We start from the raw sequence: 13,872 nt of genomic DNA on the forward strand, positions 1-13,872 counted from the left end.
GGTGTTATATAGTCAAGCCGCACGAGCAATTAGTATCGGTTAGCTCAACGCCTCGCAGCGCTTACACACCCGACCTATCAACGTCCTGGTCTTGAACGGCTCTTCAGGGGCCTCTAGGGCCCAGGGAGATCTCATCTTGGAAGGGGCTTCCCGCTTAGATGCTTTCAGCGGTTATCCTATCCGAACATAGCTACCGGGCAATGCCACTGGCGTGACAACCCGAACACCAGAGGTTCGTCCACTCCGGTCCTCTCGTACTAGGAGCAGCTTTCCTCAAATCTCCAACGTCCACGGCAGATAGGGACCGAACTGTCTCACGACGTTCTAAACCCAGCTCGCGTACCACTTTAAATGGCGAACAGCCATACCCTTGGGACCGGCTTCAGCCCCAGGATGTGATGAGCCGACATCGAGGTGCCAAACACCGCCGTCGATGTGAACTCTTGGGCGGTATCAGCCTGTTATCCCCGGAGTACCTTTTATCCGTTGAGCGATGGCCCTTCCATACAGAACCACCGGATCACTATGACCTACTTTCGTACCTGCTCGACGTGTCTGTCTCGCAGTCAAGCGGGCTTGTGCCATTACACTAACCGTACGATGTCCGACCGTACTTAGCCCACCTTTGTGCTCCTCCGTTACGCTTTAGGAGGAGACCGCCCCAGTCAAACTACCCACCACACAGTGTCCTCATCCCCGATAAGGGGACAGAGTTAGAACCTCAAACATGCCAGGCTGGTATTTCAAGGTTGGCTCCACGCAAACTGGCGTTCACGCTTCAATGCCTCCCAGCTATCCTACACAAACATGTTCAAAGTTCACTGTGAAGCTATAGTAAAGGTTCACGGGGTCTTTCCGTCTAGCCGCGGATACACCGCATCTTCACGGCGATTTCAATTTCACTGAGTCTCGGGTAGAGACAGCGCCCCCATCGTTACGCCATTCGTGCAGGTCGGAACTTACCCGACAAGGAATTTCGCTACCTTAGGACCGTTATAGTTACGGCCGCCGTTTACCGGGGCTTCGATCAAGAGCTTCTCCCTAAGGATAACCCCATCAATTAACCTTCCGGCACCGGGCAGGCGTCACACCGTATACGTCCACTTTCGTGTTTGCACAGTGCTGTGTTTTTAATAAACAGTCGCAGGGGCCTGGTATCTTCGACTGGCTTCTGCTCAACCCGCGAGGGGTGTCACATACCACCAGCGTGCCTTCTCCCGAAGTTACGGCACCATTTTGCCTAGTTCCTTTACCCGAGTTCTCTCAAGCGCCTTGGTATTCTCTACCTGACCACCTGTGTCGGTTTGGGGTACGGTCTCAAATCACCTGAAGCTTAGAAGATTTTCCTGGAAGCATGGCATCAATAACTTCCCGCCACATGGGCAGTCGTCATCACGTCTCAGAATTGAGGACCCGGATTTGCCTAAGTCCCCTCCCTACACGCTTAAACCGGGACGACCGTCGCCCGGCTTACCTAGCCTTCTCCGTCTCTCCATCGCAGTGATTCAAGGTACGGGAATATTAACCCGTCTCCCATCGATTACACCTTTCGGTCTCACCTTAGGGGCCGACTCACCCTGCGCCGATTAGCGTTGCGCAGGAACCCTTGGTCTTCCGGCGTGCGAGTTTTTCACTCGCATTGTCGTTACTCATGTCAGCATTCGCACTTCTGATACCTCCAGCAAGCTTCTCAACTCACCTTCGCAGGCTTACAGAACGCTCCCCTACCCCGCATACACAGTATGCAGCCGCAGCTTCGGTATCCAGTTTGAGCCCCGTTACATCTTCCGCGCAGGCCGACTCGACTAGTGAGCTATTACGCTTTCTTTAAAGGATGGCTGCTTCTAAGCCAACCTCCTAGCTGTCTGAGCCTTCCCACATCGTTTCCCACTTAACTGGAATTTTGGGACCTTAGCTGGCGGTCTGGGTTGTTTCCCTCTTCACGACGGACGTTAGCACCCGCCGTGTGTCTCCCGGATAGTACTCACAGGTATTCGGAGTTTGCATCGGGTTGGTAAGTCGGGATGACCCCCTAGCCGAAACAGTGCTCTACCCCCTGTGGTATTCGTCCGAGGCGCTACCTAAATAGCTTTCGGGGAGAACCAGCTATCTCCGGGCTTGATTAGCCTTTCACTCCGATCCACAAGTCATCCCCTGGCTTTTCAACGACAGTGGGTTCGGTCCTCCAGTTGATGTTACTCAACCTTCAACCTGCTCATGGATAGATCGCCCGGTTTCGGGTCTATGCCCAGCGACTAATTCGCCCTATTCAGACTCGGTTTCCCTACGGCTCCCCTAAACGGTTAACCTCGCCACTGAACATAAGTCGCTGACCCATTATACAAAAGGTACGCCGTCACAGAACAAGTCTGCTCCGACTGCTTGTACGCATACGGTTTCAGGATCTATTTCACTCCCCTCACAGGGGTTCTTTTCGCCTTTCCCTCACGGTACTGGTTCACTATCGGTCAGTCAGGAGTATTTAGCCTTGGAGGATGGTCCCCCCATGTTCAGACAAGGTTTCTCGTGCCCCGTCCTACTCGATTTCACTAGACTCAGGTTTCGGATACAGGGCTATCACCCACTATGGCGGCACTTTCCAGAGCCTTCTCCTACCAGTTGTCTAGCTTAAGGGCTAGTCCCCGTTCGCTCGCCGCTACTTAGGGAATCTCGGTTGATTTCTTTTCCTCGGGGTACTTAGATGTTTCAGTTCTCCCGGTTCGCCTCTTACACCTATGTATTCAGTGTAAGATACCCGACCTAGATCGGGTGGGTTTCCCCATTCAGAAATGTCCGGATCACAGCTCGTTTGCCAGCTCCCCGAACCTTATCGCAGGCTTCCACGTCTTTCATCGCCTCTGACTGCCTAGGCATCCACCGTATGCGCTTAGTTGCTTGACTATATAACCCCAAGACAACTGACTCCAAGAGGAACCACACATAGACATCCCAGCCGAAGCCAAGACGTTCCAGGTGGAACCGATTAGAGATAGTCACTCGAAGTCATACACAACCACTTCAACGACAACACCGGATAACGCTTGAAAAAATCGTTATCACTTGAACACTTCCCTCAAAGACCGTAGAGGAAAGCATTCGTGTTCTATCTCATCCAATTTGTTAAAGAGCAAATCTGACCCAGTGATCAGAAAGAAGGCCTTCAGACTTAGCGGACGCTAAACTGAAACACTTTTTTCTGTACACTGACCGAAGTCAGGGAATTCAGGGAATTCAGGGTAACCAAGTAATTCACAGCAACTGCACATCGGTATAATGGTGGAGCTAAGCAGGATCGAACTGCTGACCTCCTGCGTGCAAGGCAGGCGCTCTCCCAGCTGAGCTATAGCCCCAGAAGCTACTCTACAAATTGCTCAGATCTAGGCATCGAGGGGCGCCGCATAGCGTTTCTATGCAAGTCACTCGATAACGACGAGCTGAGCAATTTTGGTGGGTCTGGGTGGAGTTGAACCACCGACCTCACCCTTATCAGGGGTGCGCTCTAACCAACTGAGCTACAGACCCGGTTTTGCTTGTTCAAACACGAAGGTCTGATACAACAGGTTCGGGCCTGAAAGACCCTTTGCTCTCTTTAATCAATCAACCAAGTAATTCGTGTGGACTCTGACCGAAGCGTTCGGCATCGTTTAAGGAGGTGATCCAGCCCCAGGTTCCCCTAGGGCTACCTTGTTACGACTTCACCCCAGTCATGAACCACACCGTGGTAATCGTCCTCCCGAAGGTTAGACTAACTACTTCTGGTGCAATCCACTCCCATGGTGTGACGGGCGGTGTGTACAAGGCCCGGGAACGTATTCACCGTGACATTCTGATTCACGATTACTAGCGATTCCGACTTCACGGAGTCGAGTTGCAGACTCCGATCCGGACTACGACGCGTTTTGTGAGATTGGCTCCCCCTCGCGGGTTTGCAGCCCTCTGTGCGCGCCATTGTAGCACGTGTGTAGCCCTGGCCGTAAGGGCCATGATGACCTGACGTCATCCCCACCTTCCTCCGGTTTGTCACCGGCAGTCTCCCTAGAGTTCTCAGCATTACCTGCTAGCAACTAGGGATAGGGGTTGCGCTCGTTACGGGACTTAACCCAACATCTCACGACACGAGCTGACGACGGCCATGCAGCACCTGTGTCAGAGTTCCCGAAGGCACCGATCCATCTCTGGAACGTTCTCTGCATGTCAAGGCCAGGTAAGGTTCTTCGCGTTGCGTCGAATTAAACCACATGCTCCACCGCTTGTGCGGGCCCCCGTCAATTCATTTGAGTTTTAACCTTGCGGCCGTACTCCCCAGGCGGTCAACTTAGTGCGTTAGCTGCGCCACTAAGGATTCAAGATCCCCAACGGCTAGTTGACATCGTTTACGGCGTGGACTACCAGGGTATCTAATCCTGTTTGCTCCCCACGCTTTCGCACCTCAGTGTCAGTGTTGGTCCAGGTAGCCGCCTTCGCCACTGGTGTTCCTTCCTATATCTACGCATTTCACCGCTACACAGGAAATTCCACTACCCTCTACCACACTCTAGCCATGCAGTTCGAAGTGCCGTTCCCAGGTTGAGCCCGGGGCTTTCACATCTCGCTTACATAACCACCTACGCGCGCTTTACGCCCAGTAATTCCGATTAACGCTTGCACCCTCCGTATTACCGCGGCTGCTGGCACGGAGTTAGCCGGTGCTTCTTCTGCGAGTGACGTCAATCCTCAAGAGTATTAATCTTAAGGCCTTCCTCCTCGCTGAAAGTGCTTTACAACCCGAAAGCCTTCTTCACACACGCGGCATGGCTGGATCAGGCTTGCGCCCATTGTCCAATATTCCCCACTGCTGCCTCCCGTAGGAGTTCGGGCCGTGTCTCAGTCCCGATGTGGCTGATCATCCTCTCAGACCAGCTACGGATCGTTGCCTTGGTAGGCCATTACCCCACCAACAAGCTAATCCGACTTAGGCTCATCTAATAGCGCAAGGTCCTCTCCGAAGAGCGGATCCCCTGCTTTCCCCCGTAGGGCGTATGCGGTATTAATCCGAGTTTCCCCGGGCTATCCCCCACTACTAGGCAGATTCCTAAGCATTACTCACCCGTCCGCCGCTCGACGCCTGGTAGCAAGCTACCATCGTTTCCGCTCGACTTGCATGTGTTAAGCCTGCCGCCAGCGTTCAATCTGAGCCATGATCAAACTCTTCAGTTTAAATCATACAAGATCCGAAGATCTTAAATCTGCTCAAGTACAAAAACTCAATTCTTGACGAGTCGTTGACTTGGTATTTCTTACCGAAATACTCCAGTCAGCGCCCACACGAATTACTTGGTTAATTTTTTAAAGAGCGTTTGAGCCGTGGCTCAATCAGGAGGCGAATTATACATCGTTTCGCTGCCCTGTCAACCGTTTATTTCGAGAAGCGTTAGAAGCATTTCCTTCCAAACCCCCCAACCTAACCGGCTGGTACTGCTTGATTCGAGAGGCGCATTCTACAGCGTATCCGAACCGTGTCAACCGTTTTCGCGTTCAAAGTTTAAATCACATTCCCTAAACTTTTCAACGTCTTACCCAACAGTTTCCGCTCAATTCCTGCCCCTCTATTCCGGGCTGTCCCTCAAGCGAGATGCGCATTCTACAGACTTCTCGGAACAGGTCAACAGCCAATCTGAACTTTATCAAAAAACATCAAACTGGCCTTGAGCCACCTGTCAGGTATCCATGAATGGCTACCTAAAACTCTCTCACTACTATAGCTAGCTCAGAGACACTTTAATAGCGCTTGCGGCGTTTCTCGCTTTTTCCCGCGCGGCGTCAATAGAACCCGCCAGCGCCAGTGCAACGCCCATGCGACGCCGGCCACTCAACTCCGGCTTACCAAACAGACGTAACTGTGTATCCGGCTCGGCCAGTGCCAGCTGCATACCACTATATCGGATACGCTTCGAGTCACCTTCCGGCAGCACCACCGCAGATGCTGCGGGGCCGTATTGACGTATCGCAGGAACCGGCAAACCAAGAATTGCCCGGGCATGCAACGCAAACTCAGAAAGGTCCTGACTAATCAGCGTTACCAAACCCGTGTCGTGAGGTCGAGGCGACACTTCCGAAAACCAAACGTCGTCGCCCTTAACAAAGAGCTCTACGCCGTACACCCCCAAACCACCCAGGCTTTCAACCACGGTACGGGCAACGCGAGCCGCTCTCTCAAACGCGAGATCGGACATCGGTTGAGGCTGCCAGGATTCACGATAATCACCATCCTCTTGACGGTGGCCAATAGGATCGCAAAACGATATTCCATCACGGTGCTTCACCGTGAGCAAAGTGATCTCGTACTCGAAGTCCACAAAACCTTCAACAATCACCCTTCCTTTACCAGCACGACCGCCGCTTTGGGCATAATCCCACGCAGCCTCGATGTGCTCGGCGCGGGTTATCGTTGACTGCCCTTTACCAGACGAACTCATTACCGGCTTTACCACTAATGGCAACCCCACCTCCTCCACCGCTGCCAAGTACTCTTCTTTAGTACCTGCAAACCGAAAAGGAGACGTCGGCAACTCCAGTTCTTCAGCTGCCAATCGACGTATGCCTTCCCGGTTCATGGTTAGATGCACAGCCCTTGCCGACGGAATCACCGTGAAACCTTCATTTTCGAGCTTAACCAACTCTGCGGTAGCGATGGCTTCAATTTCCGGCACAATCAGGTTCGGCTTTTCAAGCTCAACAATCCGCCGTAATGCCTGAGCATCCAACATATCGATAACGTGACTGTGATGGGCAACCTGCATCGCGGGTGCGTTGGCATAACGATCAACGGCGATAACCTCCACACCGAAGCGCTGCAGCTCTATTACAACTTCTTTGCCCAACTCACCGGCACCGCAAAACAGAACTTTGAACGCGGTGTCTGTTAACGGTGTTCCCAAGGTAACGTCTGCTATTTTTTGTTCCATAACAATTCCATCGGATGATATTGAACGGCCGGCAGCCGGGTTCAGATTAAAGCTTTTTTCTCGCGCTCGGCAACCAGGCGCAATACCTCGCGTCGCTCGTCGCTGTTCATTTGCATCCAACGCATAATTTCATCACTAGAACGATGGCAGCCAATACACACGTCATCTTCATTGAGCGCGCAGATGCTGACACAAGGCGACCTGACTTTATTAGCAACGCTCATCGCCCGGGCTCACAGGGTTGCAGGTTGCCCAGATAGTGCGCAGCATTTTTGACGTAACTGAGCGCGGCCATTTCCAGCATCTTTTGCTGCTCCGGGCTTAATTGGCGCTTTACCCGTGCCGGCGAGCCTATGACCATCGAGCCGTCGGGTATCACCATATGTTCCGGTACCAGCGTGTTCGCTCCTATCAAGCAGTGCTTGCCAATTTTGGCTCCGTTCAGCACAACTGCGTTGATGCCGATCAACGAGTAATCGCCCACATCACAGCCGTGAAGCATAGCTTTGTGCCCCACAGTCACACCACGGCCGATGTTTAACGGTAATCCCGGGTCGGTATGCAATACGGCACCATCCTGCACGTTACTCTGCTCACCAATCGTAATCAGTTCGTTATCACCGCGAATCACCACGTTAAACCACACGCTGGCTTTGTCTAACAAGCGAACACTGCCGATCACCGAGGCATTATCGGCAACAAAATGGCCACTTCCTTCTAACGCCGGAACTCTGTCGTTCAATTTGTAAAACATAATTTCCTCTTGAAGTATGCCGTCTCTGTTGGGCTCTCGAGCCCATTAACACCACAATATTAACGCGAGGGCGGTCGTTCCAGATCAATACCGGCATCGTACACAGCGTTCATAAACTCGACCAGTACTACAGCTGACAAACCCCATATCTGGTATTTCTCCCAGCGGTAGCAGGGCACGTGAATTATACCGCCCATAAAAGGTAAGGCATCGGTACGCTCACGCCGGTCTTCCAGCAACCAGGCTATGGGGACACGGAACACACTTTCGATTTCTGCAGGATTGGGGCGTAGTGGATGGTCTTCGGGTACCACGCCTACGTATGGTGTTACAAGAATACGGGCGTGGGATGTGACCTGGCTTAGCGATGACACAATCTGCACCTGGTCTGGCGGCAAGCCGATTTCCTCATGGGTCTCCCGAAGAGCCGTGACCATCAGGTTTTCGTCTTCGGGGTCGCGCCTGCCACCAGGGTACGCTACTTGGCCACGATGGGTTTTGAGGTGGGCAGATCGCAAGGTGAACAACATCTCCGGATTACCGCTGTTGTCGGTAATAGGCACCAAAATACCCGCTTCAGGATAGTCCAGCGCCAGCTCGTTAGGCCGGTAGCCTGCTAACCGGGAATGTAACAAGTGCTTCAAAGTATCTCCTGGAATGCTTCAATCAAAGGCGCCATGGCGCTAAGGTGGCTCAGATGGTTAAACTAATGGCCTTCAAGACATCTATTATCAGTATACGGGGAAAGCTATGAATTACTGCAGTGACTGTGGTGAACAGGTAGAACAGCGGATCCCTGACGGCGACAATCGTCACCGCTATGTATGCACCCACTGCGACATTATTCATTACCAGAACCCTCGTATTATCGCAGGCACAGTGCCGGTATGGGACAACCGTATTCTTCTGTGTCGCCGCGCCATCGAGCCTCGTTACGGTTATTGGACTCTGCCTGCAGGCTTTATGGAAAACCAGGAAACAACCGTGGAAGCGGCAGCTCGCGAAACCCGTGAAGAGGCTCTGGCGGAAGTTCACATCGAGGGCCTTTACGCCGTGATCGACGTCCCACACATCGATCAGGTACACATATTTTACCGCGCTACGCTGATTGATGGTATGTATGGCGCAGGCGAGGAATCACTGGAAACACAACTGTTTGAACCGTCGGATATCCCCTGGGACGAACTGTCGTTTCCGACTGTGCGCAAAACCCTTGAGTTTTTTATAAACGATATGAAAAAGCAGACGTTCGAGGTTCACGTTGACAGTATCCGTCACCCCATGGCGAAATCCGAAAAAGCCTGATTAAAACTGCACCAGAGCAAGCACTTCGTAGGCGGGCTCCTCGTAGGGGTGCGCCGCCTTCAATGCGGCAATGGCATTTCTCACGCAGTGCTCAGCGCACACCAATTCCACCCTGTACTCTGCAACAGTTTCCAAAATACCCGCTTGACCGATAAACGGCTGGCTTCCGTCCAATGGTCGAAACTGTCCTCGCCCTAATATTTGCCAGGCACATTGATCGTAATGGCCAATGCGCCCCGCACCGGCGCCGAACAGTGCATGTTTGGTTTCGTCAAGATGACTTTCTGGCACAAAGTAGCAAATCTTATACATAGTATCCCTCATAGACGGTCAAATTCTACACACCTAAAAATTCAAAAAAGTTACCCACAGAATCTGTGGATAACTCTGGGGAAAGTTTTTAAGTAGCGCCCCAAAAACCCCGCCATTACTGCCTTTAAGACAGATTGGTGACAAAATCGCCGCCTAAAAATAATCGTTATTTATCAATTACTTAAATTTGTCTACTGAAATTATCATGGTAAATCATGGGGTTGTTTACAGAACATACAGTGATTGCTAGAAAATGTGCATAAAATTTACCAGTCAAGAGTTTTTTTTGGAAATTATGCAGTTTTTTCTCTTGATATCCCCAAACAACGCAAATTGCAGGCAAAAAAAACCGAGCATCCGCCAACTCCTTTAACAGAGGCGACAAAAGCCCGGCTTTTACACCAATGACTTAGCCAAACCAGCGCCGCGCATTACGGAACATCCGTAACCACGGCGCGTCTTCGTCCCAACCTTTTGGTTGCCAGGAATGCTGTACCGCGCGGAATACGCGTTCAGGGTGCGGCATCATGATCGTTACCCGACCATCACGGGTTGTGAAACCGTTCACGCCAGCCTCAGAACCGTTAGGATTAAACGGATAACGTGTAGTAGCGGCGCCGTAATTGTCCACGTAGCGCAAAGCGATTTGTTCGCTCTCTGCCAGCGACGCCAACGGGCTGTTGCTGCTCAACTCGATCCGGCCCTCGCCGTGCGCTACGGCAATCGGCATACGCGAACCCGCCATTCCTTCGAAGAAGGCCGACGGCGAAGGCAACACCTCCACCATAGCCAAACGCGCCTCGAACTGCTCTGACTGATTGCGAACAAAGCGTGGCCAGCCTTCACTGCCAGGAATCAGCTCATGCAAACTAGACAGCATCTGGCAGCCGTTACACACTCCCAGAGCCAGGGTGTCCTGACGATTGAAGAAAGCCGCAAACTGATCACGCACACGATCGTTAAACAGTATGGATTTGGCCCAGCCTCCGCCGGCGCCCAAAACGTCACCAAACGAAAAGCCGCCACAAGCCACCAGGCTGTTGAAGCCTTCCAATGACATTCGACCAGACAACAAATCGCTCATGTGTACGTCAACAGCTTCAAAACCGGCTCGATCAAACGCCGCCGCCATTTCAACGTGGCCGTTTACGCCCTGCTCTCGCAACACGGCTACTTTGGGTCGCGCACCAATGTTGATAAAAGGCGTACTGATATCTTCATTGATATCAAACGTGGTTACTACCTGCAAACCCGGGTCTTTGGCATCCAGAAGATTGTCAAATTCCTCCCGCGCGCAGTCTTCGTTGTCGCGCAACGATTGAACACGGAAGCTGGTTTCGCTCCAAAGGCGCTGCAAATCGAGCACCGGCTCATCCACTACAAATTCGCCGTTAAAGCTCATCTGTACACGAGCCTCCGAAGTCGGCTCACCAATAACGATCGTATGATTATCTAATCCAGCTGCAGAAAATTGCTGCAGCACGAATTCGGTATCGTCGCGGCGCACCTGAATCACCGCACCCAGTTCTTCGTTGAACAGTTCGCGGACAAACTGAGAGGCATCTTCCGCCAATCCGTCCAGCTTTATGTCGATACCGGCACGACTGGCAAAACACATTTCAACCAGAGTAATAAAAAGGCCGCCATCCGAGCGATCGTGGTACGCGAGCAATTTTCGGTCAGCGTTCAGGCCCTGAATCACCGCGAAAAACGCTTTCATGTCCTCCGGGTCGTCCAGATCCGGCGCTACTGCGCCAACCTGGCCATAGACCTGGGCCAACGCAGAGCCACCCAAGCGGTTCTGGCCCGCCGCAAGATCGATCAGAATAAGGTCGGTGGCGCCGACGTCCAGCTGAAGCTCCGGCGTTAACGTAAGCCCCACATCGGTAACCGGCGCAAAGCCGCTAACCACCAGTGACAGAGGCGCCGTAACGCTTTTCTGCTCACCACTGCTTTCTTCCCACACCGTTTTCATGGACATCGAATCTTTACCCACGGGAATGGTAATACCCAACTCCGGGCAAAGTTCCATACCCACCGCACGCACGGTTTCATAAAGATTCTCGTCTTCACCCGGGTGGCCAGCCGCGGCCATCCAGTTTGCTGACAAGCGCACATCTGACAGCTTGGCGATAGGCGCCGCAGCCAGATTGGTTAGAGTTTCACCCACCGCCATACGGCCAGACGCCGGCGCGTTAACCGCGGCAACCGGCGTGCGCTCGCCCATGGCCATAGCTTCGCCGCTGCGCACGTCAAAGGAACTGGCGGTTACCGCTACGTCTGCAACCGGAATCTGCCACGGCCCCACCATCTGATCCCGTGCTACAAGCCCGGTAATGGTGCGGTCGCCAATCGTGATCAAAAAACTCTTGGAACCCACCGACGGTAAACGCAACACGCGACGAATCGCTTCGTGCAGGTCCACCCGGGTGGAGTCGAATAAACGTTTGGTAAATGACGAGCGTGTGATGCTGCGATGCATACGCGGAGCCTTGCCAAACAGCACATCCATCGGCAGATCGACCGGCTTGTCATTGAAGTACGAATCGGCCAACTCCAGGTAGTGCTCTTCAGCGGCTTCGCCAATCACCGCATACGGGCAACGTTCACGACGACAGAGCGCATCAAACAACTCCAGGTTTTCCGGCGCCACGGCCATAACGTATCGTTCCTGGGACTCGTTACACCAGATTTCCAGCGGCGACATACCCGGCTCGTCGCTGGGAATTTCACGCAACTCAAACTTCCCGCCGCGACCACCGTCTTTCACCAGCTCCGGCATGGCGTTTGACAATCCACCGGCGCCAACGTCGTGAATAAAGCAAATCGGATTGGTGTCACCCATTTGCCAGCAGCGATCAATCACCTCCTGACAACGGCGCTCCATTTCCGGATTGCCACGCTGTACCGAGGCAAAATCCAGATTCTCATTACTGGAACCGGAATCCATAGAGGATGCCGCTCCGCCGCCCAGGCCAATCAGCATAGACGGGCCGCCCAGAACAATGAGCTTGGCGCCTACCGGAATGTGGCCCTTCTCTACGTGCTCGGCTCGAATGTTACCCAGGCCGCCGGCAATCATGATCGGCTTGTGGTAGCCGCGCACTTCTTCGCCTGCAGGGCCTGCAACCTTAACTTCAAAAGTACGGAAATAGCCCGTGAGGTTTGGCCTGCCAAATTCGTTATTAAAAGCCGCGCCGCCGATTGGACCTTCAATCATGATGTCCAGCGCGGAGGCAATACGGTCTGGCTTGCCATAACCGATTTCCCAAGGCTGGATGTCGCCCGGCAAATTCAGGTTAGAAACGGTGAACCCGCTTAAGCCGGCTTTTGGCTTGGAGCCTCGACCGGTTGCGCCTTCGTCACGAATCTCTCCACCGGCGCCCGTGGCCGCTCCGGAAAATGGCGCAATCGCCGTTGGGTGGTTGTGGGTTTCCACCTTCATCAGGATGTGGATGTCTTCCTGGTTGTAACCGTAGACACCGGTGTTCGAATCCGGGAAGAAACGGCCACCGCGACTCCCGGCAATAACAGAGGCATTGTCTTTGTAAGCCGACAACACGCCTTCGCTGTTCATTTCGTAGGTGTTACGAATCATCCCAAACAGGGATTTTTGCTGATTTTCGCCGTCAATGTCCCAAGACGCATTAAAGATCTTGTGGCGACAGTGCTCGGAGTTGGCCTGGGCGAACATCATCAGTTCAACGTCTGTGGGGTCTCGCTTCAGATCAGAGAACGCGGCCACCAGATAATCAATCTCGTCGCCCGCCAGCGCCATACCCAGGCGACGATTAGCGTCCACCAAGGCTTTGCGGCCGCCGGCAAGAATACCCACACAACCCAACTCGCGGGGTTCGTCGTGGCTAAACAGCAACTCGGCGCCGCCCATCTCGTGAAATACTTTTTCTGTCATGCGGTCGTGCAAAAGCGCCGCAATTTTTCCCCGCTGCTCCAGGCTTAGCTTTTTCGCCGAACGCACGTAATAAGCAATACCCCGCTCAATACGCAGAATGTGACGCAAGCCACAGTTGCGCACAATGTCAGTCGCCTTGGATGACCAGGGCGAAAGCGTGCCGGGGCGGGGAACCACCAGAAACAAAACACCTTCGGGCTGCTCTACGGGCACACTCGGGCCGTAACTCAACAGGCGATCAAGAATCGACTGTTCCGCGTCAGACAAGTCGCCATCCAAATCGGCAAAATGCATGAACTCGGCGTACACATGGTCAATTTCGGGGACGCTGTCTTTCAGGCAGGCGTGCAGTTTGTTGAAACGAAAAGGTGAAAGCGCTGGTGCGCCGCGAAGTTCAAGCATGGTAGCAACCTGTATCGCGCGTAGCGGGGGTTTGAGGAGACATTTTGAAGGCAGCATCATACTCGAAAGCGCCTTCGGGATACAGCGATCCAGCACCTTACTAAACAACGCCATCAAGGATGCCGCTGATCGCGCTTTTATTGACCGGACCACGCACAACATAGATGATTGTAAGAACTTGTCTGCACCAAGACAACCAATCAGAAATTGACCATACACCCGCCTAAAACCCGACGGAGATA

General features: G+C 53.1%; 7 protein-coding genes, 2 tRNA genes and 2 rRNA genes. 1 reads left to right on the forward strand and 10 read right to left on the reverse strand.

The features are described 5' to 3' along the window. Nucleotides 1-8: 8 nt before the first annotated feature. The 8 genes from MIH18_RS04865 to MIH18_RS04900 all read right to left on the reverse strand — a co-directional run bounded on the left by MIH18_RS04865 (nucleotide 9) and on the right by MIH18_RS04900 (nucleotide 8,342). A 23S ribosomal RNA gene (locus MIH18_RS04865) occupies nucleotides 9-2,901 on the reverse strand. Nucleotides 2,902-3,274: 373 nt separating this feature from the next. After that, nucleotides 3,275-3,350 (reverse strand) — tRNA-Ala (locus MIH18_RS04870). Nucleotides 3,351-3,445: 95 nt separating this feature from the next. Continuing rightward, nucleotides 3,446-3,522 (reverse strand) — tRNA-Ile (locus MIH18_RS04875). Between the two features lie 123 nt (nucleotides 3,523-3,645). Beyond that, nucleotides 3,646-5,196: ribosomal RNA gene (locus tag MIH18_RS04880) — 16S ribosomal RNA — on the reverse strand. The 16S and 23S rRNA genes sit together here with 2 tRNA genes alongside, the layout of an rRNA operon. Before the next feature lie 545 nt (nucleotides 5,197-5,741). Continuing rightward, nucleotides 5,742-6,944 carry a formate-dependent phosphoribosylglycinamide formyltransferase gene (gene purT, locus MIH18_RS04885; protein ID WP_249014050.1) on the reverse strand — a complete coding sequence of 401 codons (1,203 nt, stop codon included), beginning with the start codon at nucleotides 6,942-6,944 and terminating at the stop codon, nucleotides 5,742-5,744. Between the two features lie 41 nt (nucleotides 6,945-6,985). Next, nucleotides 6,986-7,168: a DUF1289 domain-containing protein gene (locus MIH18_RS04890; protein ID WP_249014051.1), complete on the reverse strand. Its 183-nt coding sequence runs from the start codon at nucleotides 7,166-7,168 to the stop codon at nucleotides 6,986-6,988. Next, nucleotides 7,165-7,698, reverse strand: a complete 534-nt coding sequence (locus MIH18_RS04895) for a gamma carbonic anhydrase family protein (RefSeq protein WP_249014052.1) — start codon at nucleotides 7,696-7,698, stop codon at nucleotides 7,165-7,167. The genes MIH18_RS04890 and MIH18_RS04895 overlap by 4 nt, the downstream gene beginning before the upstream one ends. Nucleotides 7,699-7,757: 59 nt before the next feature. Further along, complete coding sequence (locus MIH18_RS04900; protein ID WP_249008339.1) at nucleotides 7,758-8,342, reverse strand: CoA pyrophosphatase; 585 nt, start codon at nucleotides 8,340-8,342, stop codon at nucleotides 7,758-7,760. Between the two features lie 106 nt (nucleotides 8,343-8,448). Here MIH18_RS04900 and MIH18_RS04905 point away from each other — a divergent pair, with 106 nt between their 5' ends. Then, entirely contained in the window at nucleotides 8,449-9,003 is a 555-nt protein-coding gene (locus tag MIH18_RS04905) for an NUDIX hydrolase (RefSeq protein ID WP_249008338.1), read from the forward strand. Here MIH18_RS04905 and MIH18_RS04910 read toward each other — a convergent pair whose 3' ends face one another. Then, complete coding sequence (locus tag MIH18_RS04910) at nucleotides 9,004-9,315, reverse strand: NGG1p interacting factor NIF3 (RefSeq protein ID WP_249008337.1); 312 nt, start codon at nucleotides 9,313-9,315, stop codon at nucleotides 9,004-9,006. Nucleotides 9,316-9,724: 409 nt separating this feature from the next. Then, on the reverse strand, nucleotides 9,725-13,630 hold the full coding sequence (gene purL / locus MIH18_RS04915) for a phosphoribosylformylglycinamidine synthase (protein ID WP_249014053.1): 3,906 nt from the start codon (nucleotides 13,628-13,630) through the stop codon (nucleotides 9,725-9,727). Nucleotides 13,631-13,872: the final 242 nt, after the last annotated feature.

This window comes from Marinobacter sp. M3C, from assembly GCF_023311895.1.
In the GTDB taxonomy this organism is placed as follows: Bacteria; Pseudomonadota; Gammaproteobacteria; order Pseudomonadales; family Oleiphilaceae; genus Marinobacter.